Source organism: Acidovorax sp. A1169, from assembly GCF_030704685.1.
Lineage (GTDB): Bacteria > Pseudomonadota > Gammaproteobacteria > Burkholderiales > Burkholderiaceae_C > Acidovorax.
In genome coordinates this window covers 132,952-159,199 of the sequence record NZ_JAUZDX010000004.1, presented here as the reverse complement: position 1 = coordinate 159,199, position 26,248 = coordinate 132,952, and the positions used below count along the sequence as shown (strand labels likewise).

General features: G+C 67.2%; 24 protein-coding genes. 12 read left to right on the top strand and 12 right to left on the bottom strand.

All coding sequences use genetic code 11. From position 1 onward, the window contains the following. Positions 1 to 45 precede the first annotated feature (45 nt). The 8 genes from QYL93_RS09135 to QYL93_RS09100 all read left to right on the top strand — a co-directional run bounded on the left by QYL93_RS09135 (position 46) and on the right by QYL93_RS09100 (position 9,576). A complete protein-coding gene (locus QYL93_RS09135) occupies positions 46 to 1,707 on the top strand; it encodes a methyl-accepting chemotaxis protein (protein WP_305743362.1) in 1,662 nt (553 codons plus the stop codon). A 20-nt stretch (positions 1,708 to 1,727) separates the two neighbouring features. Then, entirely contained in the window at positions 1,728 to 2,918 is a 1,191-nt protein-coding gene (locus QYL93_RS09130; RefSeq protein ID WP_305743361.1) for a substrate-binding protein, read from the top strand. 449 nt (positions 2,919 to 3,367) lie between these two features. Next, entirely contained in the window at positions 3,368 to 4,201 is an 834-nt protein-coding gene (locus tag QYL93_RS09125) for a branched-chain amino acid ABC transporter permease (RefSeq protein WP_305743360.1), read from the top strand. 37 nt (positions 4,202 to 4,238) lie between these two features. Continuing rightward, positions 4,239 to 6,029, top strand: a complete 1,791-nt coding sequence (locus tag QYL93_RS09120) for an ATP-binding cassette domain-containing protein (protein ID WP_305743527.1) — start codon at positions 4,239 to 4,241, stop codon at positions 6,027 to 6,029. Next, on the top strand, positions 6,026 to 6,745 hold the full coding sequence (locus tag QYL93_RS09115) for an ABC transporter ATP-binding protein (RefSeq protein WP_305743359.1): 720 nt from the start codon (positions 6,026 to 6,028) through the stop codon (positions 6,743 to 6,745). The genes QYL93_RS09120 and QYL93_RS09115 overlap by 4 nt, the downstream gene beginning before the upstream one ends. Before the next feature lies 1 nt (position 6,746). Next, a complete protein-coding gene (locus QYL93_RS09110) occupies positions 6,747 to 7,775 on the top strand; it encodes an asparaginase (RefSeq protein ID WP_305743358.1) in 1,029 nt (342 codons plus the stop codon). A gap of 9 nt (positions 7,776 to 7,784) precedes the next feature. Continuing rightward, positions 7,785 to 8,936 (top strand): transporter substrate-binding domain-containing protein, encoded by a 1,152-nt coding sequence (locus QYL93_RS09105; RefSeq protein WP_179680886.1) that lies wholly within the window; start codon positions 7,785 to 7,787, stop codon positions 8,934 to 8,936. 7 nt (positions 8,937 to 8,943) lie between these two features. Continuing rightward, the gene (locus QYL93_RS09100; protein ID WP_305743357.1) at positions 8,944 to 9,576 is read left to right on the top strand and encodes an ANTAR domain-containing response regulator; all 633 of its coding nucleotides are present in this window, start codon (positions 8,944 to 8,946) and stop codon (positions 9,574 to 9,576) included. Positions 9,577 to 9,591: 15 nt separating this feature from the next. Here the strand turns inward: QYL93_RS09100 and putA are convergent, their stop codons facing one another. Then, on the bottom strand, positions 9,592 to 13,335 hold the full coding sequence (putA, locus tag QYL93_RS09095; RefSeq protein ID WP_305743356.1) for a trifunctional transcriptional regulator/proline dehydrogenase/L-glutamate gamma-semialdehyde dehydrogenase: 3,744 nt from the start codon (positions 13,333 to 13,335) through the stop codon (positions 9,592 to 9,594). 125 nt (positions 13,336 to 13,460) lie between these two features. On the opposite strand from putA, the gene QYL93_RS09090 reads away from it, so the two are divergent. The 3 genes from QYL93_RS09090 (at position 13,461) to rlmD (ending at position 15,853) form a co-directional block, all read left to right on the top strand. Beyond that, a complete protein-coding gene (locus QYL93_RS09090) occupies positions 13,461 to 13,934 on the top strand; it encodes an Lrp/AsnC ligand binding domain-containing protein (RefSeq protein ID WP_305743355.1) in 474 nt (157 codons plus the stop codon). 84 nt (positions 13,935 to 14,018) lie between these two features. Then, entirely contained in the window at positions 14,019 to 14,321 is a 303-nt protein-coding gene (locus QYL93_RS09085) for a hypothetical protein (protein WP_057203658.1), read from the top strand. 68 nt (positions 14,322 to 14,389) lie between these two features. Beyond that, positions 14,390 to 15,853: a 23S rRNA (uracil(1939)-C(5))-methyltransferase RlmD gene (gene rlmD / locus QYL93_RS09080; RefSeq protein ID WP_305743354.1), complete on the top strand. Its 1,464-nt coding sequence runs from the start codon at positions 14,390 to 14,392 to the stop codon at positions 15,851 to 15,853. Between the two features lie 63 nt (positions 15,854 to 15,916). Here rlmD and QYL93_RS09075 read toward each other — a convergent pair whose 3' ends face one another. Together QYL93_RS09075 and QYL93_RS09070 are read right to left on the bottom strand one after the other, a co-directional pair. Beyond that, positions 15,917 to 16,276, bottom strand: a complete 360-nt coding sequence (locus QYL93_RS09075) for a hypothetical protein (protein ID WP_305743353.1) — start codon at positions 16,274 to 16,276, stop codon at positions 15,917 to 15,919. A gap of 107 nt (positions 16,277 to 16,383) precedes the next feature. Next, a complete protein-coding gene (locus QYL93_RS09070) occupies positions 16,384 to 17,079 on the bottom strand; it encodes a Bax inhibitor-1/YccA family protein (RefSeq protein ID WP_305743526.1) in 696 nt (231 codons plus the stop codon). A 251-nt stretch (positions 17,080 to 17,330) separates the two neighbouring features. On the opposite strand from QYL93_RS09070, the gene QYL93_RS09065 reads away from it, so the two are divergent. After that, positions 17,331 to 17,738 carry a heme-binding protein gene (locus tag QYL93_RS09065; RefSeq protein ID WP_057203655.1) on the top strand — a complete coding sequence of 136 codons (408 nt, stop codon included), beginning with the start codon at positions 17,331 to 17,333 and terminating at the stop codon, positions 17,736 to 17,738. Between the two features lie 76 nt (positions 17,739 to 17,814). Here the strand turns inward: QYL93_RS09065 and QYL93_RS09060 are convergent, their stop codons facing one another. From QYL93_RS09060 to QYL93_RS09020, 9 genes are all read right to left on the bottom strand, one after another. Next, positions 17,815 to 19,014: a fatty acid desaturase gene (locus QYL93_RS09060; RefSeq protein WP_305743352.1), complete on the bottom strand. Its 1,200-nt coding sequence runs from the start codon at positions 19,012 to 19,014 to the stop codon at positions 17,815 to 17,817. 383 nt (positions 19,015 to 19,397) lie between these two features. Then, the gene (locus tag QYL93_RS09055) at positions 19,398 to 19,622 is read right to left on the bottom strand and encodes a hemin uptake protein HemP (RefSeq protein WP_305743351.1); all 225 of its coding nucleotides are present in this window, start codon (positions 19,620 to 19,622) and stop codon (positions 19,398 to 19,400) included. A 216-nt stretch (positions 19,623 to 19,838) separates the two neighbouring features. Beyond that, positions 19,839 to 20,246, bottom strand: coding sequence for a biopolymer transporter ExbD (locus QYL93_RS09050; RefSeq protein ID WP_057203652.1), 408 nt, complete (start codon positions 20,244 to 20,246; stop codon positions 19,839 to 19,841). Between the two features lie 3 nt (positions 20,247 to 20,249). Next, complete coding sequence (locus QYL93_RS09045) at positions 20,250 to 20,972, bottom strand: MotA/TolQ/ExbB proton channel family protein (RefSeq protein ID WP_057203651.1); 723 nt, start codon at positions 20,970 to 20,972, stop codon at positions 20,250 to 20,252. A 15-nt stretch (positions 20,973 to 20,987) separates the two neighbouring features. Then, on the bottom strand, positions 20,988 to 21,683 hold the full coding sequence (locus QYL93_RS09040; protein ID WP_305743350.1) for an energy transducer TonB: 696 nt from the start codon (positions 21,681 to 21,683) through the stop codon (positions 20,988 to 20,990). Positions 21,684 to 21,784: 101 nt separating this feature from the next. After that, positions 21,785 to 22,057, bottom strand: a complete 273-nt coding sequence (locus QYL93_RS09035; RefSeq protein ID WP_082604280.1) for a bacterioferritin-associated ferredoxin — start codon at positions 22,055 to 22,057, stop codon at positions 21,785 to 21,787. Positions 22,058 to 22,139: 82 nt separating this feature from the next. Beyond that, positions 22,140 to 23,288: an alpha-hydroxy acid oxidase gene (locus tag QYL93_RS09030; RefSeq protein WP_305743349.1), complete on the bottom strand. Its 1,149-nt coding sequence runs from the start codon at positions 23,286 to 23,288 to the stop codon at positions 22,140 to 22,142. Positions 23,289 to 23,315: 27 nt separating this feature from the next. After that, positions 23,316 to 24,008 (bottom strand): Fe2+-dependent dioxygenase, encoded by a 693-nt coding sequence (locus tag QYL93_RS09025; protein WP_305743348.1) that lies wholly within the window; start codon positions 24,006 to 24,008, stop codon positions 23,316 to 23,318. A 55-nt stretch (positions 24,009 to 24,063) separates the two neighbouring features. Next, positions 24,064 to 26,181, bottom strand: coding sequence for a TonB-dependent receptor (locus QYL93_RS09020; RefSeq protein WP_370876956.1), 2,118 nt, complete (start codon positions 26,179 to 26,181; stop codon positions 24,064 to 24,066). Positions 26,182 to 26,248: the final 67 nt, after the last annotated feature.

The following is a 26,248-nucleotide window of genomic DNA, read 5'->3' as shown; positions in this document are numbered from 1 at the left end:
CGCGCCACCCCTGGGAGCAGCCATGCCCGACTCGAGGAGTTTTCCATGACCTTGCACCGATTCACCCACTCCATCGCCAGCCGCCTGGCGCTCGGCTTTGGCTGCCTGCTGGCGTTGATCATGAGCGTGGCCGGCATGAATGCCTGGTCCTCGCACCAGGTGGGCAGCCAGGTGCGCCAGATCGTGGAGGTCAACAACCAGCGCGCCGCCTTCGCCCGCGAACTGCTGGACAATATCAACCTGATGGCCGTGCAGGTGCGCTCCATCGTGCTGCTCACCGACATGGCCGAGCTCAAGGCCGAGGGCGCTACCCTGGAGACAGCGCGCGGCGAGTACGTGCGCGCCGAGAAGGCGCTGGCCGCAGCCATGGCCGATGCCCAGGCCGACGAGCGACAGCTGGCAGCAGACATCGCCACGCTGGGCGCGCGCGGAATGGCGCTGGTGCAGCAGGCCGCCAGGCACGGCCTGGCCGGTGCCAACATCGACGCCACCACCACGCTCACGCAGGAGTTGCGGCCGGTGGAGGCGCAGTGGCGCGCCAGGGTGAATGCACTCATTGCCCTGCAGACCCAGCGCAATGCCGTGCTGGCCACGGCGGTGGGCACGCAGATCCAGCGCTCCACCGCCATCGGCGCGCTGCTGGCACTGGCCGCGGTGGCCCTCGGTGTGCTCGTGGCCTGGCGCATCGCGCGTGGCATCCAGCGACCGGTGGAGCGCGCGGTGCGCATCGCCGAGCGCATTGCCGAGGGCGCGCTGGACAATGCCATCGAAGGCGCGGGGCAGGGCGAAGTAGGCCGCCTGCTCGACGCCATCGCCACCATGCAGCGGCGCCTGCGCGGCCTGGTGGCCGACATCCGTGATGCCGCCGTGAGCATCGATACCGCCAGCTCCGAGGTGGCGGCCGGCAACCTGGACCTGAGCCAGCGCACCGAGCAGGCCGCCACGCGCCTGCAGGAGACGGCCCATTCCCTGGACCAGCTTGCAGGCAACCTGCGCCACAGCGCCGAGGCGGCAGGCGAGGCCAATGGCCTGGCGGGCCATGCGGCGGCGGTGGCCCAGCGCGGCGGCGCAGCCGTGGGCCAGGTGGTGGACACCATGGGCCAGATCACCCATTCGTCCCGGCACATCGCCGACATCATCGGCGTCATCGATGGCATCGCTTTCCAAACGAATATCCTCGCGCTCAATGCTGCGGTGGAGGCGGCACGCGCGGGCAATGCCGGGCGTGGCTTTGCCGTGGTAGCGGGCGAGGTGCGGGCGCTCGCCCAGCGCAGTGCGTCGGCGGCCAGGGAGATCAAGGGCCTCATCGACGACAGCCTCTCGCATGTGGCGGCGGGCGCACGCCTGGTGCAAGGCGCCGGCACCACCATGACCGACATCGTGGCCAGCGTGGAGCGGGTCTCCGCCATCATCGGCGAGGTAGCCGGAGCATCCACCGCGCAAAGCGGGCGCATCCACGGCATCAACCATGCCATCGCTGCGCTGGACCATGCCACGCAGCAGAACGCCGCGCTGGTGGAGGAGGGTGCAGCCGCAGCCGCCAGCCTGCAGGACCAGTCGCGCCGCCTGCTCGCGCTGGTGTCCACCTTTCACCTGGGGGCCGAGCCCGTCGACAGCGCGCCACCGGCAGGCACTGCCAGGGCCGTGCCTGCAGCAGCCTCGCGCGGGGGCGCGCCGCAGTGGCTGCCCCTTGCCGCTGCGCGCTGACCACGGCGGGAGATGCTGCGATGAAGATGCTTCTGAACACACTGCAGATGGCCGTGCTGGCCCTGTTCGCCACGGCGGTGCTGCTTGCCATGGCCACCACTGTCTCGGCGCAGCCGCGTGCGGCCGAGCCCATCCGCATCGGCGTGGCCGTGGGCCTCTCGGGCGCCAACAGCGTGGTGGCGCCCGCCGTGGTGCAGTCCTCGCGACTGGCGGTCGAGGAGATCAATGCCAACGGCGGCATCCTGGGGCGGCCAGTGCAGCTTGAAATAGTGGACGATGCCTCTGGCGCCGAAGGTGCGCAGAAGGCCGTGCAGGTCCTGGTGTTCGGCAAGAAGGTGCACGCCCTCATCGCCATGCAGACCAGCGCGGCGCGCAATGCGGCGCTGCCCATCGTCGCGCGCGGCCAACTGCCCTACATCTATACCTCGTTCTACGAGGGCCGCTCGTGCAGCCCCTGGATGTACGTCAACGCCTGGGTGCCCGAGCAGCAGGTTGCGCCCGTGGTCGAGTACCTCGCGCGCAACCGGAATGCGCGCAGTTTCTTTCTCGTGGGCAGCGACTACGCCTTCGGCCGCGGCATGCTCGAGTTTGCGCGCCAGACCATCAGAAAGGGCGGTGGGCAGGTGGTGGGCGAGGAATACCTGCCCGTGGACGGCAGCGACTGGACGGCGGTGATCGCCAAAATCCGCACGGCCAGGCCCGACGCGATCATCAGTGCCACCGCGGGCGGCGCACCCAACGTGTCGCTGGCCCGGCAGCTCAAGGCCGCCGACGTGCGCATACCGCTTGGCAACCTGTCCATCGACGAAAGCACTGCGCGGGAGATGGGCAGCGCGGCCACGGGCATGCTCTTGGCGGCGTCGTATTTCCCCTCTATCGACACGGCGCACAACCGCTCGTTCCGCATGCGCATGCTGGTGCGTTTCGGCGCCGAGCTCAAGGCGCCCAACGAACTCTCGGTGCCCCAGTACGAGGCCTTTTTCCAGTACAAGGCGGCCGTGGAGGCGGCCGGCAGCACCGATGCCGCCAAGGTCATCAAGGCGCTGGGTGAGGTCACGGTGACCGGCCCGCGCGGCACGCTGCGCATGGGCAAGGGCCGGCACACGCCGCTGGCCATGCGCCTGGGGCAGGTGCGCTCAGACGGCAGCATCCGCATCCTGGAGACCTACGCGAGCGTGGACCCGGGCGCGCAGTGCCCGCAGATGGAGTGAGCTGGGCCGCTTGAATGACCCGCCTGAGGGCGCCTGCAGGGAGGACAAATCGCGAAGAAAGCAGCTTCGCAGTTGATTGACGCTGGTGTGACCGGCTGTCATAATTGAAATGACCGCACTGGCCAAGCCACTGCAGTCCCTCAGCAGCATTGCTGACCACATACCGGCTATGAAAGCCCCTGAATGCGCACACCGCGCGGTCAGGGGCTTTTTGCTTTCTGGAGTTTGAAAACATGTTCTCTGTGGGTCCCTTCCCGCTGTTCCGTTCACTGACCGATTCCGTGCGCCAGGCCCGCCTGGCAGGCATGGCCTGTGCATTGCCTGTGCAGGCAATGCATGCACTGCTTGAGCTACCTACAAGACCCAGGAGACACCCCATGACCCGTACCGCCGTCACCACCGCGTTGTCACTGCGCGGCCCGATTCCTTTCCATTCGTAGGAGCGCACCATGGTTCTCTTGCTGGATCTGCTCACCACTGCGGCGATGCTGTTCGTCGTCACGGCGGGGCTGATGATGGTCTTCGGGGTGATGAAAATCGTCAATTTTGCTCATGGCGCCCTGCTCACGCTGGGCGGCTATGCGAGCTACGTGGTCACCCGGCTGCAGATGGACCCGTGGCTGGCCTGGCCGCTGGCCGTCGTGGTCGGCGTGGCCGTGGGCATGCTGGTGGAAGGGCTCATCGTGCGCCCGCTGTACAAGCGGCCGCTCGACGCCATCCTGGCCACCTGGGGGCTCGGTATCGTCATCGGCCAGCTCATCGTGATGGGCTTCGGGCGCGAGGTGCAATTCGTCAGTGCCCCGCTGTCGGGCACCTGGCAGGTCGCGGGGGTCGACTATTCGGCCTACCGCCTGGTGTTGGTGCCCGTGGCCATCGTGCTGTGCCTGGCGCTCACGGGGCTGCTCAACGGCACGCGCTTTGGCGTGCGCACCCGCGCCGTGATCATGAACGATGACCTGGCCAGCAGCCTGGGCATCCATTCGGGCCGCGTGCGCTTCATCACCTTCAGCCTGGGCGCGGGCCTGGGCACGCTGGCCGGCGCCATGATCACGCCGCTGTCCAGCGTCGACCCCAACATGGGCCTGCCCTGGCTGGTCAGCGCCTTCATGCTGGTCATGGTGTCGGGCCATTCCATGGCCAGCCTGCTGCTGACCTGCGTCGTGTTCGGCGCGGCCCAGGTGCTGGTCAGCACCTACGCCAGCCCCGTCCTCGGCGGGCTGACCATCGCCGTCCTCGCCGCAGTCACGCTGCGCATCCGTCCCAAGGGGTTTGCCCGTGGCTGATACCAACACCCATTCCAATGCGGCATTGCCGCCCGCCATGCCCGCCGAACCCGCTGACCCGGTGTTACGGGCGCGTCCCTTCAACAGCCTCCTGGTGCTCGGCGCCATCGGTGTGGCGCTGCTCGTGGCAGGGCCCTGGGTGTTCGACACCTATTTGCTGAACATCCTGATCAAGGCCTTCTTCTTCGCCATCGCGGCGATCACGGTGGACATCCTCTGGGGCTACACCGGCTACCTCACCTTCGGCCAGTCGGCCTTCTTCGGCATCGGCGCCTATGCCGCCGGGCTGGTGTTCACCCACGTCGGGTTCAGCACCTTCACCGTGTTGCTGGCCGTCGGCGCCACGGTGCTGGCCAGCGCGGCGGTGGCCGGCCTGGTGGGCTGGCTCTCGTTCTACCGCGGGGCTTCGCCATTCTTCGCCACGGTTATCTCGCTGGTGCTGCCCATCGTGCTCACGCAGTTGCTGCTGTCGGGCGGCAGCTTCACGGGGTCGAGCTCGGGGCTCACGGGCTACCCGAGTTTCGACTGGTCGCTCGAGGCCTGGTACTGGGTGGCTGGCGCCATGCTGGCCGTGGCCGGCGCCATCGGCTGGGTGCTTGTGCGCAGCGATGCGGGCCGCGTGCTGGCGGCCATCCGCGACAACGAGGTGCGCTGCACCTACCTGGGCATCGATACCTCGCGGGTGAAGATCGCGCTGCTCACGGCCATGGGTGTGATGGCCGGCATCGCAGGCTTTGGCTACGGCGCGTTTAGCGGCGTGGTGGCGCCGGAGCTCACGGGCTTTGCGCTGGGTACCGAGCTCATCATCTGGGTGGCCCTGGGCGGGCGCGGCACGCTGTGGGGGCCGCTGGCCGGTGGCGTGCTGATCAACGTGGCCACGGCCTACCTGAGCAGCAGCATGCCCTTTGCCTGGCAGCTGATCCTGGGCGGGGCATTCGTGGTGGTCATCGTGCTGTTTCCGCAGGGGCTGATTCCGCTGCTGCTCAAGCCTTTCGGCGTGCTGCAGGGTGCCAGGCGCATGCCGCAGCTGCAGGAGCGGCCGGGCAGCACCGATGGCCAGGCGACGGATGCGGTGGCCATCCGCCTGCAGGGCGTGACCAAGCATTTTGGCTCACTCAAGGTGCTGCAGGGCATCGACTTCGAGGCACGCCCCGGCGAGCTGGTGGGGCTGATCGGGCCCAACGGCGCGGGCAAGACCACGCTGATGCGCTGCATGAGCGACGGCGCCGAGCGCAGCGGCGGCATCGTGGAGCTGTGCGGCAGCGACATCCGCCAGCTACCGCCCGAGGCCTGTGTGCGCCTGGGCCTGGGCCGCAAGTTCCAGAACGCCAACATCTTCGAGTCGCTGACCGTGGCCGAATGCCTGCGCATCGCCGGTACGCGGCTGGAGCGCCCCTCGCTGCTGCACCAGGATCCGGTGCTGCGCCTGCCGCCCTATGCGCTGCATGTGGTGCGGGCCACGGCGCTGGAGGGCAAGCTGGCCACCGTGGCGCGCGACCTGTCGCACGGCGAGCAGCAGTCGCTGGAGCTGGCCATGGTGCTGGCGCTGGAGCCACGCGTGGTGCTGCTCGACGAACCCACGGCCGGGCTGACCAAGACGGAGCGCACGCAGATCGGCGAGGTGCTGTCGTCGCTGGCGCACCGCTACGGCCTGTGCTGCCTGCTGGTGGAGCACGACCTCGATTTCGTGGAACTCATCTCCACCCGCATCGTGGTGCTGCACCAGGGTGCCATCGCCATGCAGGGCAGCTTCCAGGAGGTGGTCAACTCGCCTCTGGTCAAGACCATTTACTCGGGCAGCACGCATGCCGTGAAGGAGGGCGCATGAACGCCATTGCATCCCCGTCGGCCCTGGTGCTCGATGGCATCACCAGCGGCTACCGCGCCTCCGTGGTGCTGCGTGGCCTGAGCCTGGACATCCGCAAGGGCGAGGCTGTGGCCCTGCTGGGCAAGAACGGCATGGGCAAGAGCACCCTGCTCAAGACGGTGATGGGCTATCTGGCCAAGAAGGCCGGCGCCATCCACCTGCATGGCGAGAACATCACCCGCCTGCCGCCGCACCGCATCGCGCGCCAGGGCATTGCCTATGCCGCGCAGGAGCAGCCGCTGTTCGCCGACCTGAGCATCCGCGACAACCTGCGCTTGGGCCTGGCGCAGGAGTCTCTGTTCGAAGAGCGCTTTGCCGTCTTGGAGCCGCTGTTCCCGGTGTTCGGCAGCCGCCTCGCGCAGTACGCGGGCACGCTGTCGGGCGGCGAGCAGAAGATGCTGCTGCTGGCGCGGGCGCTGATGGTGCGGCCCTCGGTCATCCTGCTCGACGAGATCACCGAAGGGCTGCAGCCCTCCGTGATCGACCGGCTGGCCAATGCCCTGCTGCAGGAGCGCGAGCAGCACGGCACCACCTTGCTGATCGTGGAGCAGAACGTGCCCTTTGCGCTCAAGGTGGCCGACCGCTACGTGGTCCTCAAGCAGGGCGAGCTGGTCGACGAGGGCCTGGCCAAGGCCGATGGGGCTGTCGAGGCGGTTTTCAGCCACCTGAGGGTCTGACATGCACGCCCAGGACTGCCCCCTGTCGGCACCAACGCCCCTGCCGCTGGCCCTGCCGCTGTGCCAGCTCATCGCCACCGGCGGCACCATCGCCATGAAGCTCGACCCCGAGCGGGGTGGGGCCGTGCCCGCTCTGTCGGGGGAGGACCTGCTGGCGGCAGTACCCTCCATGTCGCGCGTGGCGCGGCTGGAGGTGCGCGAGCTGTTCAACATCCCCTCCGATCACATGGAACCCGGGCGCTGGGTGGCGCTGTGGCACGCGGTGCGCGAGGCGCTGGCGCGCCCCGAGATCACCGGCGTCGTCATCTCCCACGGTACCGACACGCTGGAGGAGACGGCCTGGTTCCTGGACCTGACCCTGGCCAGCGACAAGCCTGTGGTGCTGGTGGGTGCGCAGCGCAATGCCTCGGTGCCCGACTTCGACGGGCCACGCAACCTGCTCAATGCGGCGCGCATCTGCGTAGCCAGCCAGGCGCGCTGCCAGGGCGTGCTGGTGGCGATGAACAACCAGATCAACGCTGCCCGCGAGGCCACCAAGACCCACACGGCGGATGTGGAGGCCTTCAAGTCCGGCGACTTCGGCCTGCTGGGCGTGGTCGACGAGGACCGCGTGGTCTTCTCGCGCCAGCCCACGCGCCGCCAGCATGTGCCGCTGCACGCGGTGGATCTGCCGCGCGTCGAAATCGTGCCCATGTTCGCGGGCGCCAGTGGCGATCTGGTGCGCGCCGCAGTGGCGCTGGGTGCGCGCGGCATCGTGGTGCAGGCGCTGGGCTTCGGCAACGTGAATACCGGCATGTTCGAGGCCATCCGCGAAGCCATCGCGCGTGGGGTGGCCGTGGTCATCTCGACCCGCGTGCCCAACGGGCGCGTGCAGCCGGCCTACGGATTCGACGGCGGTGGGCACACGCTGCAGGCCGCGGGCGCCGTGTTCGCCGACAATCTGAGCCCGCACAAGGCGCGCATCTTGCTGATGCTGTTGCTGCAGGGCGCACGAACGCCGCACCAGCTGCAAAGCATGTTCGACCAATGAAGGAATGCCATGTCCGATGATCCCTCCATGCAGCAGCCCGATGACGGCTGGCGCGTTGGCGTGCTGTTTTCCCGCTCGGGGCCCACGGGCGTCACCGAGTCGGAGCACTTCTTCGGCACGGCCCTGGCCATCGAGGAGATCAACCAGCTCGGCGGTGTGCTCGACCGGCCGCTGATCCCCGTGGTCTACGACCCCAAGGGCGATATTGCCGAGTACCGCAAGCTCGCCACGCGGCTGCTGCTGGAAGATGAGGTCAATGTGGTCTTCGGCTGCTCGCGCTCATCGAGCCGCAAGGCCGTGCTGCCGGTGATCGAGCGCAACAACGCACTGCTGTGGTACTGCTCGTTCTACGAAGGCTTCGAGTATTCACCCAACGTGATCTACACCGGTGCCGTGCCCAACCAGAACAGCGTGCAACTGGCTGCCTACCTGATGCAGAACCGGGGCACCCGCTTCTTCCTCGTCGGCGCGGACTACATCTACCCGCGCGAATCGAACCGCATCATGCGCGACATGGTCGAACAGCATGGCGGCGAGATTCTCGAAGAGGTCTACCTGCCCATCGAGGCCGGCCCCTCCGAACTCAAGGAAGTGCTCGCGGACATAAAGGCCCAGCAGCCCGACGTGGTGTTCTCCACGCTGGTGGGCCAGTCGGCCCGCTTGTTCTACCAGCTGTACCGCGATTTCGGTCTGGACCCCAAGACCATGCCGATCGCCAGCCTGTCCATGGCCGAGGAGGAGATCCGCCTCATTGGCCCGGCGCTGTGCGAGGGGCACATCACCTCGGCCACCTACTTCGGCTCGGTGCAGAACGAGAGCAATCAGCGCTTCGTGGCGCTGTGGCGCAAGCGTTTTGGCGACCGACCCACCAGCACCTGGTCCGAGATGGCCTATACCCAGGTGCACCTGTTCGCCCGCGCCCTTCAGCGTGCAGGCAGCATGGACCGGCGCAAGCTGGTGGAGGCGGCGCGCGCCGTGTCCTTCGACTCGCCCGAGGGGCGCGTCACGGTGGATGCCGAGAACAACCACTGCGCGCTCACACCGCGCATCGGCATCTGCCGAGCGGATGGGCAGTTCGACATTGCCTGGGAAGCGTCCGAGCCGGTACGGCCCGATCCGTACCTGTCCACCTTCGGTTTTTCCGAGTTCTGGCTGAGGTGAGGAAACCATGAGTTCAAGCCTACGCCGTCTGTACGAAGACCTGCGCAGCATCAGCGTCACCGTGGTCTATCCGCCGGGGGAGGACCGCGACGTGGTGGTGCAGCAGCTGCAGCGCATCGGCTGCCGCCTGAAGGTGGTGTGGCCGTTCCCGGCCGAGCCGCCCACGGGGGTGGACGTGATCTTTTTCCAGGTCTCGCAAGACCTGGAAGGCAGCAGCGCCTGGAACGCCAGCGCCGTGGACGCCGCCTTCGTGGCCCTGTCGGACTATGAAAGCCCGACCACGCTCAAGCTGTTGCTCGACACCAAGGCGCATGGCGTCATCACCAAGCCGTTCCGCTCCTCCGGCATCCTCAGCACCCTAGTGCTGGCGCGGGCCTCGCAGGGCTTCCAGCAGCGCCAGCAGGGCAAGATCGAGAAGCTGGAGTCCACCATCAAGTCGCGCCGCCAGATCGAAAAGGCCATCCGCGTGCTGGTCGATTACCAGCGCATGACCGAGGCCCAGGCCTACGAGCACATGCGTGAGCGCGCCACCGGCCTGCGCGTGACGGTGGCCGAGGTATCTGCCATGCTGCTGGAGACGCACGAGGCCATGGAAAAGCTGGGGTTTGCGGCGGCCAAGCCGGCGGGCAAGGCCAGGTAGCCCGGCGCCTGCGCTTCAGCCAATCGTCATCAGGCTCGCATTACCTCCGGCCGCTGCGGTGTTCACGCTCAGCGCGCGCTCGATCACCAGGCGCTCCAGCGGCACCTCGGTGCTGCCGGGGGGCAGGGCCGTGGCGGCCACGATGGGGCCTGGGCGGCGGGCGAGCTGTTCGCACACGCTGCGCAGTGCGTCGGGGCTGCCGTGGTGCAGCACGGCAGCCAGTTCGATGCCGCCGTCGGCCAGGGCATTGCCGGTGGTGCTTATGCGCGCCTGCACCTCGGCCGGGAGCGTGGTGCGCAGGGCAGTGTGCGCATCGCTCCACACGGCCTTGCCGCCGCTGGCGAGCACGGCGGCCAGCTGGGTCAGCAGTTCGTCCTGCGTGGTGGCGATGCACAGCACCGTGGCACGCGGCAGCAGGCTGTAGACGTTGCGCTCGCCCGTGGGGCCGGGCAGGGTGCGTGCGGTGCCGCTCTGGCTTTCGGCGGCAAAGCGGCGGCAGGTGGCGGCCAGGGGGGCATGGCCCTCCATCTGGGCCCAGCGCTCCAGGGCACGCAGGGGCATGAGCAGGTGGTCGCGTGCGGCCATGTCGGCGGGCACGGCGCGGTCGGCGGCGGCAAACGTGTGCGCCAGTGCGTTGGCCGGGCGCGCGGCCAGCAGGCGCAGCAGGTACAGCGGGCCGCCGGCCTTGGGGCCGGTGCCCGACAGGCCTTCGCCGCCAAAGGGCTGCACGCCCACCACGGCGCCCACCATGTTGCGGTTGACGTAGACATTGCCGGCGTGCGCGCAGTCCACCACGCGGGCGATGGTCTCGTCGATGCGGGTGTGCACGCCCTGGGTCAGGCCATAGCCGGTGGCATTGATCTGGTCGAGCAATTTGTCGAGGTCGTTGCGCGCGTAGCGCACCAGGTGCAGCACCGGGCCGAAGACCTCGCGCTGCAGCTCGCTGATGGCGTTAAGCTCGATCAGTGTGGGCGGCACGAAGGTGCCCTGGGCCGCCTCGGCAGCATCGCTGCGGCAGTGCTGAAAAACGCGCTGGCCACGGCTCTTGAAGGCCTCGATGTGCTTGTTGATGCCGCCCTGGGCCTCGGCGTCGATCACCGGGCCCACGTCCACCGCCAGGGCTGCGGGGTTGCCCATGCGCAGCTCGCCCATGGCGCCCTTGAGCATTTCCACCACGCGGTCGGCGGCATCCTCCTGCACGCACAGCACGCGCAGGGCCGAGCAGCGCTGGCCGGCGCTGTCGAAGGCGGAGGACACGGCATCGGCCACCACCTGCTCGACCAGGGCCGAGGAGTCCACGATCATCGCGTTCTGCCCGCCGGTCTCGGCGATCAGCGGAATGGGGCGGCCAGCGGCATCGAGCCGGCCGGCGATGGTGCGCTGCAGGATGCGCGCCACCTCGGTGGAGCCGGTGAACATGACGCCCATCACGCGGGCATCGCCGATCAGGCGCGCGCCCACGGTTTCACCCTGGCCGGGCAGCAACTGCACCGCGCCGCGAGGCACGCCTGCGCGCCACAGCAGGCGCACGGCCTCGGCGGCGACCAGCGGCGTCTGCTCGGCCGGCTTGGCCAGCACCGGGTTGCCGGCGGCCAGCGCCGCAGCCACCTGGCCCATGAAGATGGCCAGCGGAAAATTCCACGGGCTGATGCAGGCCACCGGGCCCAGGGGGATGTGCGTGGCGTTGTCGAAAGTGCTCTCGACCTGGGCCGCGTAGTAGCGCAAAAAGTCCACGGCCTCGCGCACCTCGGCGATGGCGTTGCTGGCGCTCTTGCCGGCTTCGCGCATCAACAGGCCGATCAGCGGCTGCAGGCGCTCTTCGAGCAGGTCGGCGGTGCGCTGCAGGACGGCGGCGCGTTCGGCGGGGGCGATGGCGGCCCAGGCGGGAGCTGAAGCCTGAGCGTTCGCCAGCGCCTGATCGACATCGTCTGCCGTGGCCTCCTGCACCTGGCCGACCACGTCGCGCAGATCGGCGGGGTTGCACACGGGGATGGTCGGGCCGGGGGGCGCGTCGGCGGCGAGCAGCGGTCCGGCCTTCCACTCGTGCAGCGCGCTGGCCTGCAGCGTTGCGGCGAGCTGCGCCAGCGTGGCGTCGCTGGCGATATCGAGCCCTTGCGAGTTGGCGCGGCCGTGGCCATACAGCGCCCCCGGCAGCGGGATGCGCGGGTGGGGCAGGGCGGCCGTGCCTTCGCGGGCGGCGGTTTCGTCCACCACCTGCACGGGGCTGCGCACCAGCTCGGCCAGGGCGATGGTCTCGTCGGCGATGCGGTTCACGAAGGAGGTGTTCGCACCGTTCTCGAGCAGGCGGCGCACCAGGTAGGCCAGCAGCGTCTCGTGCGTGCCCACCGGGGCGTAGATGCGGCAGGGCCGGCCCAGCTTGCCGGCGCTGATGGCGCCCACCACCTGCTCGTACAGCGGCTCGCCCATGCCGTGCAGGCACTGGAACTCGTACTGGCCCGCGTAGTAGTTGCTGCCCGCCAGGTGGTAGATGGTGGCCAGCGTCTCGGCATTGTGCGTGGCGAACTGCGGGTACACCGCCTCGGGCGCGGCCAGCAGCTTGCGCGCGCAGGCGACGTAGGAGATGTCGGTGTGCACCTTGCGCGTATAGACCGGGTAGTCGGCCAAGCCGTCGATCTGCGCGCGCTTGATCTCGCTGTCCCAGTAGGCGCCCTTGACCAGGCGCACCATGAGGCGGCGGCGGGTGCGCCGGGCCAGGTCGATCACGAAGTTGATCACATACGGGCAGCGCTTTTGGTAGGCCTGGATCACGAAGCCGATGCCGTTCCAGCCCGCAAGGCTGGGCTCATGGCACAGGCGCTCGAGCAGGTCGAGCGAGATCTCCAGGCGGTCGGCCTCTTCGGCGTCGATGTTGATGCCGATGTCATAGCGCTTGGCCAGCTCGGTCAGGCGCAGCACCAGGGGGTAGAGCTCGTCCATCACGCGCGCGAACTGCGCACGGCTGTAGCGCGGGTGCAGGGCCGACAGCTTGATCGAGATGCCTGGCCCGTCGTAGATGCCTCGCCCGGCAGACGCCTTGCCGATGGCGTGGATGGCCTGCTCGTACGAGGCGTAGTAGCGCTCGGCGTCGGCGGTGGTCAGCGCCGCCTCGCCCAGCATGTCGTAGGAGTAGCGAAAGCCCTCGGCCTCCATGCGGCGGGCGTTGGACAGCGCCTCGGCGATGGTCTCGCCGGTGACGAACTGCTCGCCCATCATGCGCATGGCCATGTCCACGCCCTTGCGGATCAAGGGCTCGCCGCCCCGGCCGATGAGCCGCCCCAGCGATGCGCCCAGGCTGCCTTCGCTGTGCGTGGCCACCAGCTTGCCGGTGATTAAGAGGCCCCAGGTGGCGGCGTTGACGAACAGCGACGGGCTCTTGCCCAGGTGCGGCTCCCACTGGCCGTTGCTGATCTTGTCGCGGATCAGCGCATCGCGCGTCGCCGCATCGGGGATGCGCAGCAGCGCCTCGGCCAGGCACATCAGGGCCACGCCTTCCTGGGACGACAGCGAGAACTCCTGCAGTAGCCCCTGCACGATGCCGGCGCGGCCGCTGGCGGCCTTGCGCTGGCGCAGGGCACCCGCGATGCGCAGCGCCAGTTGCTCTGAAGCGGCGGCCATGTCCTGCGGCACCCGGGCCTGTGCCAGCAGCGGGGCCAGGGCCTCGGGCTCTGGCCGGCGGCAGGCCGCGGTGATGGCGGCGCGCAGCGGGCTGGTCAGTGCGGGGCGTGGGGCGAAGTCTGCAAAAGCGGCGGAATGGGTCATGGCGGTATCTCTGGTGAGAAATTCGGGCCCGACGGCTGCGGGCCCCACGAAATGGATCATCTCTGGACTTGCGGTGAATAAATGTTCGAAAATCGGCTGATCGAACGAATGAATCACTAGAGTCAATGACCAATGATGCCGATCTGGACCGTATCGACCGCCGGATCCTGTCGATCCTGCAGGAAGACGGGCGCATTGCCAACCTCAAGCTGGCCGAGGCCGTGGCCCTGTCGCCCACGGCGGTGCTTGCGCGCGTGCAGCGGCTCACGCGCGACGGCTTCATCCTGGGCTACGAGGCGCGGCTGAACCCGCTCAAGCTGGGTGCCGGCATGCTGGTCTTCGTGGAGGTGCTGCTGGACCGCACCACGCCCAATGTGTTCGACCAGTTCAAAGCGGCCGTGCAGGTGCACCCCGAGATCATGGAATGCCACATGGTGGCGGGTGGCTTCGACTACCTGCTCAAGACCCGCTCGGCCGACATGAATGCCTACCGGGTGTTCGCCGGGGCGGTGCTCTGGCAGCTGCCGGGCGTGCGCGAGACACGCACCTATGCCGTCATGGAAGAGGTCAAGCACACCAACCACCTGGTGCTGCGGTAGGCATGTGCGCAACGCCTGCATTGGCGAGCGCCCTGCAAGCCCGCATAATGGGCGCAATACTCGAAAGTCGCAGGAGGAGTTCTCATGTCCGCATTCAAATTCGCCGCAGCGGCCCTGGTGGCCGCCTGTTTCAGCCAGACCGCCTCCGCCGCCTGCTACGTGGTCTACAGCCCGGCCAAGGAAATCATTTACCGTGCGCCCGAGCCGCCGGTGGACATGTCGTTCCAGGTCCACGAAGTCCTGCCCCGCGTGGCACCTGGCAGCACGCTGGTGTTCACGCTGGACAACTATGGCTGCGACCTGCGCATCAACGAACTGCCGCGCTTCGCACCTGCCCGCATGACCGGCCCTGGCGGGCGCCGCGCGCCGCGCGCCGACCGCGGCTGAGCCATTGCATCCGCACACCCCGTGGACGGGTGCGCAGGACGGTTCGCAGCCTCTGAGACAATCGGAGGATGAGTGAACCCAAAGAATTGTCCCCCTCGTATGAACCCGCCGAGCAGGAAGCGGGAGAACTGCCGGAAGGCTGGCTGTCCGTGCAGTCCCTGGACCTCGAAGCCCAGGGCGTGGCCCGCCGTCCCAATGGCAAGGTGGTCTTCATCGACGGCGCCCTGCCGTTCGAGTACGTCACCGCCAACACCCACCGCAAGAAGAACAACTGGGAGCAGGCCAGCCTGACGGCGATCCACCGCGAGTCGTCCCAGCGCGTGCGCCCGGGCTGCCCGCACTTCGGCCTGCACGCCGGTGCCTGCGGCGGCTGCAAGATGCAGCACCTGCACGTGGGCGGGCAGGTGGCGGTCAAGCAGCGCGTGCTCGAAGACAACCTCTGGCACCTGGGCAAGGTACGGGCCGAGATGGTGCTGCGCCCCATCGAGGGCCCCGCCTGGGGCTACCGCTACCGCGCGCGCCTGTCGGTGCGCCACGTGATCAAGAAGGGCACGGTGCTGGTGGGCTTTCACGAGCGCAAGAGCCGCTACGTGGCCGACATGCAGACCTGCCCTGTGCTGCCCCCGCATGTGGACGCCATGCTGATGCCCCTGCGCGCGCTGATCGCCTCCATGGACGCACGCGACACCTGCCCGCAGATCGAGCTGGCCTGCGGTGACAGCGTGACCGCGCTGGTGCTGCGCCACCTGGAGCCGCTGAGCGCGGACGACCTCACCCGGCTGCGCGATTTCGCCACCGCCCACCAAGTGCAATGGTGGCTGCAGCCCAAGGGCCCCGAGACCGTGAAGCTGATGGACGAGGGCGGTGAGCAGCTGTCCTATGCGCTGCCGGACTTCGGCATCACCATGCCTTTCAAGCCCACCGATTTCACGCAGGTGAACCCGCACATCAACCGCGTGCTGGTCACGCGCGCGCTGCGCCTGCTGGACGTGCAAAATCACGAGCGCGTGATCGACTGGTTCTGCGGCCTGGGCAATTTCACGCTGCCCCTGGCCACCCAGGGCCGCGAGGTGCTGGGCATCGAAGGCAGCGAGGCGCTGGTGGCGCGCTCGCGCGAGAACTACCGGCTCAACCAGCGACTGGTGGCCGAAGGCGGCAAGGCGCTGGCGCCCACCGATTTCGTGGCCCGCAACCTGTTCGACATGACGCCCGAGATGCTGATCGCCGATGGCTCGGCCGACAAATGGCTGGTGGATCCACCGCGCGAAGGGGCCTTCGCGCTGGCCAGGGCGCTGGCCGACATCGAGCAATCGCGCATCGGTGCTGAGGGCGCTGCGCCGCTGCCCCCCGGGGCCGAGCACTGGACGCCGCCCAAGCGCATCGTCTATGTGAGCTGCAACCCCGCCACTCTGGCGCGCGATGCGGGCCTGCTGGTGCACCTGGGTGGCTACCGCTGCACGGCGGCGGGCATGGTCAACATGTTCCCGCACACGGCGCACGTGGAGAGCATGGCGGTGTTCGAGCGGTATTGACCTGCGCCGCCAGGAGGCTGGATATAAAAAAGGAGCCTGCGGGCTCCTTTCGTTTTGGTCAGCTCAGTTTTCCCTGGCGGCCCTCGATGCGGCGCGCGCGGACGCCTCCGGCGGCGCAGCCTTGGTGATCACCGAGGGGCTGCCGTCGATCTTGTTCTCGCGCATGTACTGGTCCATCTCCTTCCACCCGTCGAAAACCGCCGCCTTGGTGGCCTTGGGGTTGAGGGTATAGCAGTCTTCCACCCCGCGCAGCGCATGCCGGCAGGCGCCGCCGATGGCCTTGGCGTCGGCTTCCCGCTGGATGGCGCCCACATCCGGTCCGAGGCCCGGGATCTTGTCGCACCCGGCCAGTAGCAACGCGGCTACGGACGCGACCATGAGGCGCAGGATGGGGAGGGGGACAAAGGGGGCAGTAGAGCGCATGTAGTCTCATTATCGGCAGCTGGCCAGCGGTATTGAGGGTTGACCATTGCGCGTGGTCAACAAAAAGGCTCCCGAAGGAGCCTTTTGGGGAACGGTGCCAAAGGAGCTCAGTCCTTTTCGCCGCCCATGATGCCCAGCAGCGCCAGCAGGCTCTGGAACACGTTGAAGATGTCCAGGTACAGGGCCAGCGTGGCGCTGATGTAGTTGGTCTCGCCGCCGTCCAGAATCTGCTTCAAGTCATACAGCATGTAGGCGCTGAAGATGCCGATGGCCGCCACCGAGATGGCCATCATGCCGACCGAGGAGCCGACGAACACGTTGATGATGGCACCGGCCATCAACACCAGCGCGCCGACCATGAGCCACTTGCCCATGCCCGAGAGGTCGCGCTTGATCACGCTGGCCAGGGTGGCCATCACGAAAAACACCCCTGCGGTGCCGGCAAACGCGGTCATCACGAGGTCGGTACCGTTCTTGAAGCCCAGCACCATGCCGATCATGCGCGATAGCATCAGGCCCATGAAGAAGGTGAAGGCCAGCAGCACCGGCACGCCGGCGGCGGAGCGCTTGGTCTTTTCGATCGCGTACATGAAGGCGAACGCGCCGCCCAGGAACACGATCAGGCCCACGCCGCCGCTCAGCGAACGGGTGATGCCCGTGGCAACGCCGATCCAGGCGCCCAGCACGGTGGGGATCATGCTCAGTGCGAGCAGCCAGTAAGTGTTGCGAAGCACCTTGTGGCGCTCTTCCTGCGAGATGCCATAGCCCGCAGAGCTCCCCAGGGTGGTGACTTGGTCATTCATCATCTTGTGTCTCTCCTTTGTGGCCTGCACGTCGCAGACTTGACAAATTCTAGGTGGTGGCGTTCCTGCAAATGGCAATACCCGCACCGGCCAACGGGCTTGCGATCTTTTCAAAGGGTGGGGCATTGCACCGGCTGGGTCAATATTCTTTCGCTCCAGGCAGTGCTTGTGGCCGCATCGGGAGCCGCTATGCTTGCCGGTTTCCATCCGGGGCTGCCCCGCGCACCCCCTCCAACCCTGGCATTGCACCCATGAAAACCAAGCACGAACTCGAACTGGCCGACGTCAAGGCCATTGCCGCCGCTGCCGAAGCCGAAGCGCTCAAGAACAACTGGGCCGTGACCATCGCCATCGTGGACGATGGCGGTCACCTGCTGTGGCTGCAACGCCTGGACGGCGCAGCCGCCGTGTCCTCGCACATCGCCCCCTCCAAGGCCCGCACGGCGGCCCTGGGCCGCCGGGACAGCAAGGTCTATGAGGACATCGTGAATGGCGGGCGCACCGCGTTCCTGAGCGCCCCGACCATCGATGGCCTGCTCGAAGGCGGCGTGGCCATCCTCAAGGACGGCCAGTGCCTGGGCGCCGTGGGCGTGAGCGGCGTGAAGTCGACCGAAGATGCGCAGGTCGCGCGCGCCGGCATCGCCGCCATCGGCCTGTGATCGGCAGCATGCCCTGCGGCATGCGCCCATGAAAAAACCGGCCGAGGCCGGTTTTTTCTTTGCGGGCCGGTGCTTCTCAGGCCAGCGCGTCCGGCACGGGGTGGCCTGTGCCGCTGGCGCCGGGTGCTGGCATGGGCGAGGCGATGGGGGCTTGGCTCGGGGCTGCGGGGCGGCGCAGCGGGTGGCGCAGTGCGACTAGGCCCTTTTGCTCCAGGTCGATGCGCGGTGCGCTCGGCTGGCCCTTGAAATCGAGCCACTGGTGGTTCTCGTAGTCGTAGAGCTTGCAGGTGCGCATGGTGCGCAGCAGGGTGCGTACCGAGGCTTGCTCGATCACCAGCTTGTGGCCCACCAGCTCGTTCATGCGCTTTTGCGCGGCCAGCAGGTGGTACGAGGGGATGCCGGCATGCGCGTGGTGCGCGGCGTGGTTGTAGACGTTGTTGACCACCTTGGAGATCCAGTCGGGCAGCACCCAGACCACCGAGCAGACCTCGGGGCTGTGGCGGTTGTGGCGCAGGTCGTCGCTCTTGAACCAGGGGATGTTGGGGTGGGTGTGCATGATGTACAGCGAGGTGCTGCTCAGGAACATCAGCGTGAACAGGGGTAGCACCCAGCCCAGCAACACCGCCTGCAGGGCCGTGATGGGGGCGAAGGCGGGCGAGCACAGCAGCAAGGCCACATAGCTGCCGTGGTAGGCCAGCAGCAGGGCGGAGTACTTGCGCGACTCGGGCACCTGGTCTTTGGGCGTGCGCACGTTGGGGTACACGCGGGTCGGAAACCAGTGGATAGCGAAGTACAGCCACAGGCCGATACCCAGGGGCGCGCGGTAGATGTGCTCCAGCACCTTCCTGTGCCAGGGCAGCGCGTCGTAGCCGGCCTTGGAGTAGGGCGTGTAGTAGTCGAAGTGGTCGCCGTTGGTGTAGGGGTGGTGCACCTTGTTGTGGTCGTGCGACCACATGCGGTAGTTGTGCGTGGCGGGCACTCCGGCCACCAGCGCCAGCACCCAGTTCAGCCGTTTGGAGCGCGCCAGCGTGCCGTGCGCGGCATCGTGCGCCAGGGTGTAGAACGAGGACAGGCGCACGCCCGCCATCAGCGCGGCCACCACCTTGAGCCACATCGGCTCGGCCAGCAGCACGGTGGCGATGAAGGCCCAGTACAGCACATGGTCGCGCAGCACCAGGGTCACGCCCTTGCGGTCGCTGGGATTGGCGAAGGCCGAGAGCTCCTGGAGCAACTGGGCTTTGGAAATCTCGGGCCGGGCGGCGGTGGGCTGGGTCATGGGCTGTGCACTGGGTGGGCGGATGGCCCCTTGTGCGTCACGCCGGTGGCGTGTGGGTGGCCGCCAGATGGGATCTCTGTGGCAATGCGCGCAAAGGGGAGAAACGTCAAGAAGTGTTTCACACAGGACCCCGGATTCCGCGCCGGAACAGCAGGGTGAAATCCGCCCATTTCGGGCATTTGCCGGCAACGATGCGCTGTGCCCCAAAAGAAAACGGCCCCGAAGGGCCGTTGGATGGGCGAGGGCCGTGGCGACGGCTGGCTATGTATGAAGAAGCTCTCGTGGAAAAAAAGGCCTGGCTACGCGGGACAATCTGGCCCGTTGGCTGGCAAAAACGACCCTTGCGGACTGTAAGCCCGGGAGTCGCCCCACGATGAAACCTGTTATTTGGTGAGGATCAGCTTTCCAAGCTTGGTGGCCTGCAGGCGGTACATCGAGCCGTTGTGGCTGATGGCCACGGCCTTCTGGCCCTGCAGCAGATCGCTGCTGTCCACGGCGGCTGCTCCATCCACTGCGGCAGCGCTGCGCAATGCGGCGGCCTGCTGCGGCTGCAGGGAGTCTGCAGAGGCGGGGCGCACGAGCGTGGCGGCAGTAAGGGTGGCTTGCATGGAAGGGTTCCTGGTACGTTGAATGGTGTACGGTTTGCTAATGATAGTGATTCGCAATTACTGGTCAAGTGATTTCGCACATTGAACGGTATGAATCCTGGTTGGGGCCCGGATCGAGGTGAACCACTGCGGCTTGTGCGCCACAGGCACCAAGCAAAACAGGCCCGAAGGCCTGTTGTTGCGTGGCAGAGGACTGCGCCTTGCGGGTGCAGGGCATCACTGCGGATCGGTCACGAAGCCGATCTTGCGCACGCCGGCGCGCTGGGCGCTGGCCATGGCCTGGGCCACGCGTTCGTAGCGCACTTCCTTGTCGCCCTGGATGTGCAGATCCGGCTGGGGCTGCTTGGCTCCTTCGGCCTGCAGCCGGGACTGCAATTCCTCGTCGCTCACCTGCGAGCCGTTCCAGTAGTACTTGCCGTCGGCCGCCACGGACAGGCGCACCGTTTCGGGCTTGATGTTCTCGGGCTGGTTGGTGGCGCGCGGCAGGTCCACGTTCACCGAGTGCTTCATGACGGGCACGGTGATGATGAAGATGATGAGCAGCACCAGCATGACGTCCACCAGCGGCGTCATGTTGATCTCGTTCATCACGTCATCGGCGTCGTCTTGCGTTCCGAAGGCCATGGCTTAGCCGCCTTTCTTCATGGGCAGCACCTTGCCCTGCTCGCCGCCGCCAGCGGACACGCGGGCGCCGGTGACGAAATAGGCGTGCAGATCATGCGCAAAGCTGTTGAGGCCGCCCAGGATGGACTTGTTACCGCGCACCAGGGCGTTGTAGCCCAGCACGGCGGGGATGGCCACGGCCAGGCCCAGGGCGGTCATGATCAGCGCTTCACCGATGGGGCCGGCCACCTTGTCGATGGTGGACTGGCCCGAGGTGCCGATGGCCAGCAGGGCGTGGTAGATGCCCCAGACGGTGCCGAACAGGCCGATGAAGGGGGCGGTGGAGCCGACCGAGGCCAGGATGGCCAGGCCCGATTGCAGGCGTGCGGTGAACTCGTCGATGCAGTTGCGCAGGCAGCGCGTGACCCAGTCGCTCACGTCCAGGCTGTCGTGCAGGTGGGCCTTGGTGTTGCGGTGATGGGCCGTGGCTTCGCGCCCTTCCAGCGCCAGGTGGCGAAACGGGTTGGTGTTGTCCTGGCCCAGCTTGGTCAGGCCGGCAGCAAAGTCCTCGCTGTGCCAGAAGTCCTGGGCTGAGCGCGTGTGCTTCTTGAACTTGATGATGTCCAGGGCCTTGATGATGATGACGATCCACGAGGCGAGGGACATGCCCAGCAGCAGCACGGCCACAGCGCGGGTGACAAAGTCACCCTGGATCCAGACGTTGGCGATGCCGAATTGCGATTCCATGAGAACTCCTGATGATTATTCGAGAACAAAATTGACGGGTTGCATGTACCACATGGCTTCAGGCACTCCATTGCGTTTGCCTGGCACAAAGCGCCAGCGCGTGACCGCTTCCTGGGCCTGGCGGTCCAGCCGGTCATAGCCGCTGGACTTGTTGATTTCGACCTTCTGCGGCACGCCGTCGGTGCCGATCAGCACGCGCAGGATGACCTTGCCCTGCTCGCCCATGCGCTTGCTGATGGCCGGGTAGCCGGGGGATGGGTTGTTGAGGTGGGCTGCGTCGCTCGACGGCAGCTCGATCTTGGGGGGGGCGGGAGGGGCGGGCGGTGCCGGGGGCGGCGCCTGCACGGCCACGGGCGCCTCGATGGGCGGGGCAGGCGGCTGCGGCGTGGTCACGCCCGTGGGGGCATTGGGCGCGGGCGTCGGGTCGGCAATGGCCACGGGCATGGGGGCCGGGCGCGGGGCCTTCACCTGGGGGGCGGGCCTGGGTGGCGGCGGCACCGGTGGCTTGGGCGTCGGCGGCTCTATCTTGGGGGCAGGCGGTGCGATGAATTCGCTGAGCAGCTCTGCCGGCACGATGACTTCTGCCGCGCGGCGCAGCAGGCCCGACTGCAGTGCCCAGATGCCGGCCACGTGCAGCAGCACGACGGAACCTACGATCACGGTGTTGCGGCTGACGCCCCCGGGAGGGGCAAAACGATCAGGGTGAGACATAAGTGTGATGGCAGCTGCCGCCGCTTGCACGGCAAGCGGCACAGGCCTGTGAGACCTTGATTATTTACGGAAGATCCACCAGGCCGAGCCTGCGACGAGGATCAGGCTGCCGGCGAGTGTCGAGAGGAGTTCCATGCCCTGCTTTCCATGATGGAGCTGGCAAGCTGGATCGTCTGGGGCGCTGCCTCGTTGTGCAGGGCGGCGACCGGACTCGATGCGCTGCACTGGGCGACCACGTCGCGGGCGCAGCTTTCGCAGCATCCGCATTGGGTGGCGACGCCCAGTTCGAACTGGATTTCATCAAAGCTCATGCCTGCCCGGGCATGGCGGGCGATCTCGCGGTCAGAAATCCGGCGGCAAACACAGACGATCATGGCGGCAGGCAGTGGTGGCTGGCTGGTAGAAGATGCGTGATTATAAATGCGAATTTTTCGCATTTGCAATAAATCAATTCTGTCAGGAGGGGAAAACCCGGTAGTCCGCTTCCAGATCGGCTCCCAGCAAGGCCGGCGAGGCATCGGCCAGCGTGGCGCAGCCGGTGAGCGCCATGGCGATTTCCAGCTCGTCGCGCAGCAGGCGCAGCACATGCGCCACCCCGGCAGCACCCGCATTGGCCAGGCCCCACACCACGGGGCGGCCCACCAGCACCGCAGATGCGCCCAGTGCCATGGCCTTGAGCACATCGGTGCCCCGGCGGATGCCGCCGTCCACCAGCACGGGCAGGGCCCCATGCACCGCCTGCACGATGCGCGGCAGCGCGGTGGCCGTAGCGGGGGCGGTGTCGAGCGTGCGCCCGCCATGGTTGGACACCACCAGGCCCGCCACCTGGAGGCTGGCAGCCTGGTGGGCATCTGCCGGGTGCAGCACGCCCTTGAGCAGCACCGGCAGGCGGGTGATGGACTGCAGCCAGGCCACGTCGTCCCAGGTGGGCGCCTGGTGCAGCAGGGCATCGAACAGGGCGCTCTGGCCGGGCTGCAGCGCCACGGTCGGTGCCGGGGGCATCTGGGCCAGGTTCACGGCGCCGATGCCGGGCGGCAGGCGAAAGCCCGCCCGGCGCTCGCGGTCGCGCGCGCCGCTGGAAGGTGCATCCACGGTGAGCACCAGGGCCTCGTAGCCGGCGGCTTCGGCACGCTCCACCAGGGCGCGGGTGAATCCCCGGTCGTGCTGCAGGTACAGCTGGAACCACAGGGGCCCGCGCCCGGCGTCGTTCAGCACGGCCTGGGCAATGGTTTCCAGCGGCAGCGTGGCCTGGGTGCTCAGCACCAGCCCGGCGCCCATCGCCGCAGCCGCGTAGGCCGTGGCCAGCTCGCCATCGCCATGGGCCATGCGCTGAAAGGCCACGGGCGCCAGCAGCACGGGGTGGGCCAGCGTGCGGCCGAGCAGCTCAATGCGCGTGTGGCCGCCTGCCAGGGGGCGCAGCACGCGCGGCCACAGGGTCAGTGCGTCCCACGCGCTGCGGTTGGCGCGCAGGGTGATTTCGTCGGCCGCGCCACCGGCAAAGTAGGCCCAGGCGTTGTCGTCCAGGTGCAGCCTGGCGTGCTGCTCGTGATCCGCCAAGCTGGCGATGCCAGGGGGAAGCTGCTGGCGTGATGGAACGTAGGTCATGAAATGACAGAAGAACCTGGCGTCAGGTCACACATCGGACCACATGCGCAGCAGATTGTGGTAGGTGCCCGACAGCGTGATCACCGAAGGGTGTGTTTCGCCCACGCTCTGTCTGAGCCGCAGCAGCGCCATGTCCATGTCGAACAGCAATTGCCGCTGCTCCAGGCCGCGCACCATGCTTTCCACCCAGAAGAAACTGCTGATGCGATGGCCGCGGGTGACGGGCAACACCTGGTGCACGGTGCTGCCGGGGTACATGACCATGTCGCCAGCCGGCAGCTTGATGCGTTTTTCACCCCAGGCCTCGGTGGCCACGAGTTCGCCGCCTTCGTACTCGTCCGGCGGGGTCAGGAACAGCGTGCACGACAGGTCGCTGCGCATCCACGCATTGTCGGCCCTGGAGTGCATGACGGCGCTGTCCACGTGGTCGCCATAGAAGTTGGCGCCGTCTGCGTAGTGGTTGAACAGCGGGTTGTAAATGCGCCGAGGCAGGGCGGCTGAAAAGAACAATGCGTTGCGGGCGAGCGCCGCCTTGACCAGGCCCTGCAGCTGGCCCGAGAGCTCGCTGCCCTGCGAAAGCTGCAGATTGTTCTTCTGGTGCACCGCCTGGCTTCCCGCGCTGCGAGATCCGTCCACCCACGGGGTGTCGGGTGCCCAGAGCTTTTGCCGAAAGTGCGCGATCTCTTCGGCCGTCAGTACATTCTTGATGTGCAGGAACATGGGGCCTGATTGTGACTGCGCCCCGGTGAAGGGGCGCAGTCATCTCGTCACAGCATCAGAAGCGCGTCTTCAGCGTCATCTGCACGGAGCGTGGCACGCCTGGCGTGTAGAAGCCGCGGTACAGGCCGTCCGCATAGGTGCGGTCAAACAGGTTGTTCACGTTCAGCTTCAGCGATGTCTTGTCGTCGAAGGCGTATTCGACCATGGCATCCATTACCGCAAAGCCGCTGGCGTACACCGCGCGCGAACCTTCGGGGTTCTGCTTGCTACGGTAGGTCAGGCCTGCACCCAGGCGCACCTTGGAGGTGACCGCATAGGTCGTCCACACGCTGCCGCTGTGCTTTGGCGTAAGGCCGGGGCGGTCGCCCTGCACCTGCGCGCCGCCGCCATTGGCTGGCAGCACCACGTTGCTGTCGTCGATCTTGGCCGAAGGAATCCAGGTGTGGTTGGCGAACAGCTCCCACTGGGGCGTCAGGCGGCCTGCCAGGTTGAACTCCATGCCGCTGGCGTGGCGCTTGCCGGACAGCAGCTCCTGCTGGGCTGCGGTGTCGGGGTCGGTGTTGCGCTCGTTGTACTTCTGGCTGTAGAACGCGGCCACACCCAGCAGTGCGCGGCGCTCGAACATCTCGAACTTGCTGCCGATCTCGAAGTTGCGGCTCTTCTCTGGCGGGGTGTTGGCCGTGCGGGCGGTGCCGTTGCCGGGGTTGCCGAACTGGTAGGTGTCGCCCGAGGTGTTGTACGAAGTGCCGAACGATGCGTAGTACGAGGCCAGCTCGTTGGGCTGGAACACCAGGCCCACGCGGGGGCTGAGCAGGCTGTCGGAGCGGGAGTTGCTCAGGGCGCCGGTGGCGTTTTTGTAAGACGCCTTGAAGTCGTCATAGCGCAGGCCGGCCACCAGCTTGAGCGTGTCGTTGAGCGAAACCGTGTCCTGCAGGTACAGGCCCAGGTTGCGCGAAGTGAAGGTGTTCCACTGCACCGGTGCGCGGCCGTCGGCCACCCAGGCGCCATCGTTGGGCGAACCCACGGTGGTGTTAGGGCGTGGCGTGGTGTTGGCGTAGTTCTGGTTGCGCTTGGCATCGTCGTCGTAGTAGTCCACGCCCGCCAGTACCGCATGCTTGCGGCCACCCCAGTTGAAGGTGTTGTTGTAGTCGCTTTGCAGCTGCAGCACTTCGCTTTCGCCCAGGCGGCCCTTGGAGCCACGGGTCAGCACGGTGTCGCCGTTGATCTGGTCCAGCGTGAGGGCGCCGTTCTGGAAACCGATGGTGCTGGCCAGCAGGTCGCGCTCGTACTTGCCGTAGCGCAGGCGCGTGTTCACCTCGCCGTTGTCGTCAAAACGGTGGATGTGCCCCAGCGTGACGTACTGCGAAGAGCTGTTGTTGTGGTCGCTGGCCAGGCCGTAGTAGTTGCGCGCCTCCAGGTGCGTGTTGATCTTGCCGTCGACCACGCGCCAGGGGTGGTTGTACAGCGGGCGGCCCTTGGATTCGAGGTAATACAGCCCGATCGAGAACTCGTCGCGCGTGCCGATGCCCCAGGCGAAGGTAGGCGCAATGCCGCGCTTGTCCTGCTTGGCGCCGTAGTTGTCATATTCCTGCACCATCGCGTTCAGGCGCAGGGCCGCGTTTTCGCCGGTCTTGAAGTTGAAGTCGCCCGTGGCGCGGTGGTATTGGCCGGTGCCGAAGGTGTAGGCGGCCTCGTGCTGGTCAATCAGCAGCGGGTACTTGTTCACCTGGTTGACCACGCCGCCGGTCGAGCCCTTGCCGAACAGCATCGAGGCAGAGCCCTTGAGCACTTCGATGCGGTCGTTGTTGAACGTGTCGCGCTCGATCAGCGGGGCGTCCTTCATGCCGTCCACATAAATGTCGCCGGCCTGACCAAGGGAGAAGCCGCGCAGGCGCACATCTTCTTCGCCTGTTTCGCCGGACAGGAAGGTTACGCCCGCGGTGGTGCGAAGCACCTCGCGGAAGTCGTCCTGGTTGCGGTCGTTCATGAGCTTTTCTGTGAACACGGTCACGGACTGGGGAATGTCCTTGATGTCCTGGTTGCCCTTGCCAACCGTGGTCTTCTTGAGCAGCAGGGTGTCCTTGCCTTGCACTTCTGCAGCTTCCTTGACAGTCACCGTGCCCAGGGTGGGCGCGGCGGTCTGCGCCCAGCTGCTCACCGATGCGGCCAGCATGAGGGCGCCCAGGGGCAGCAGGCCCTTGTCGGAAGTGAAGGAGGTGGGGGCTGCAGCGATGGGGGCA

Coding starts and splice junctions, on each gene's coding strand:
- QYL93_RS09135 (WP_305743362.1), top strand. CDS start 46: ATGACCTTGCACCGATTCACCCACTCCATCGCCAGCCGCCTGGCGCTC.
- QYL93_RS09130 (WP_305743361.1), top strand. CDS start 1,728: ATGAAGATGCTTCTGAACACACTGCAGATGGCCGTGCTGGCCCTGTTC.
- QYL93_RS09125 (WP_305743360.1), top strand. CDS start 3,368: ATGGTTCTCTTGCTGGATCTGCTCACCACTGCGGCGATGCTGTTCGTC.
- QYL93_RS09120 (WP_305743527.1), top strand. CDS start 4,239: ATGCCCGCCGAACCCGCTGACCCGGTGTTACGGGCGCGTCCCTTCAAC.
- QYL93_RS09115 (WP_305743359.1), top strand. CDS start 6,026: ATGAACGCCATTGCATCCCCGTCGGCCCTGGTGCTCGATGGCATCACC.
- QYL93_RS09110 (WP_305743358.1), top strand. CDS start 6,747: ATGCACGCCCAGGACTGCCCCCTGTCGGCACCAACGCCCCTGCCGCTG.
- QYL93_RS09105 (WP_179680886.1), top strand. CDS start 7,785: ATGTCCGATGATCCCTCCATGCAGCAGCCCGATGACGGCTGGCGCGTT.
- QYL93_RS09100 (WP_305743357.1), top strand. CDS start 8,944: ATGAGTTCAAGCCTACGCCGTCTGTACGAAGACCTGCGCAGCATCAGC.
- putA (WP_305743356.1), bottom strand. CDS start 13,335: ATGACCCATTCCGCCGCTTTTGCAGACTTCGCCCCACGCCCCGCACTG.
- QYL93_RS09090 (WP_305743355.1), top strand. CDS start 13,461: ATGACCAATGATGCCGATCTGGACCGTATCGACCGCCGGATCCTGTCG.
- QYL93_RS09085 (WP_057203658.1), top strand. CDS start 14,019: ATGTCCGCATTCAAATTCGCCGCAGCGGCCCTGGTGGCCGCCTGTTTC.
- rlmD (WP_305743354.1), top strand. CDS start 14,390: ATGAGTGAACCCAAAGAATTGTCCCCCTCGTATGAACCCGCCGAGCAG.
- QYL93_RS09075 (WP_305743353.1), bottom strand. CDS start 16,276: ATGCGCTCTACTGCCCCCTTTGTCCCCCTCCCCATCCTGCGCCTCATG.
- QYL93_RS09070 (WP_305743526.1), bottom strand. CDS start 17,079: ATGAATGACCAAGTCACCACCCTGGGGAGCTCTGCGGGCTATGGCATC.
- QYL93_RS09065 (WP_057203655.1), top strand. CDS start 17,331: ATGAAAACCAAGCACGAACTCGAACTGGCCGACGTCAAGGCCATTGCC.
- QYL93_RS09060 (WP_305743352.1), bottom strand. CDS start 19,014: ATGACCCAGCCCACCGCCGCCCGGCCCGAGATTTCCAAAGCCCAGTTG.
- QYL93_RS09055 (WP_305743351.1), bottom strand. CDS start 19,622: ATGCAAGCCACCCTTACTGCCGCCACGCTCGTGCGCCCCGCCTCTGCA.
- QYL93_RS09050 (WP_057203652.1), bottom strand. CDS start 20,246: ATGGCCTTCGGAACGCAAGACGACGCCGATGACGTGATGAACGAGATC.
- QYL93_RS09045 (WP_057203651.1), bottom strand. CDS start 20,972: ATGGAATCGCAATTCGGCATCGCCAACGTCTGGATCCAGGGTGACTTT.
- QYL93_RS09040 (WP_305743350.1), bottom strand. CDS start 21,683: ATGTCTCACCCTGATCGTTTTGCCCCTCCCGGGGGCGTCAGCCGCAAC.
- QYL93_RS09035 (WP_082604280.1), bottom strand. CDS start 22,057: ATGATCGTCTGTGTTTGCCGCCGGATTTCTGACCGCGAGATCGCCCGC.
- QYL93_RS09030 (WP_305743349.1), bottom strand. CDS start 23,288: ATGACCTACGTTCCATCACGCCAGCAGCTTCCCCCTGGCATCGCCAGC.
- QYL93_RS09025 (WP_305743348.1), bottom strand. CDS start 24,008: ATGTTCCTGCACATCAAGAATGTACTGACGGCCGAAGAGATCGCGCAC.
- QYL93_RS09020 (WP_370876956.1), bottom strand. CDS start 26,181: ATGCTGGCCGCATCGGTGAGCAGCTGGGCGCAGACCGCCGCGCCCACC.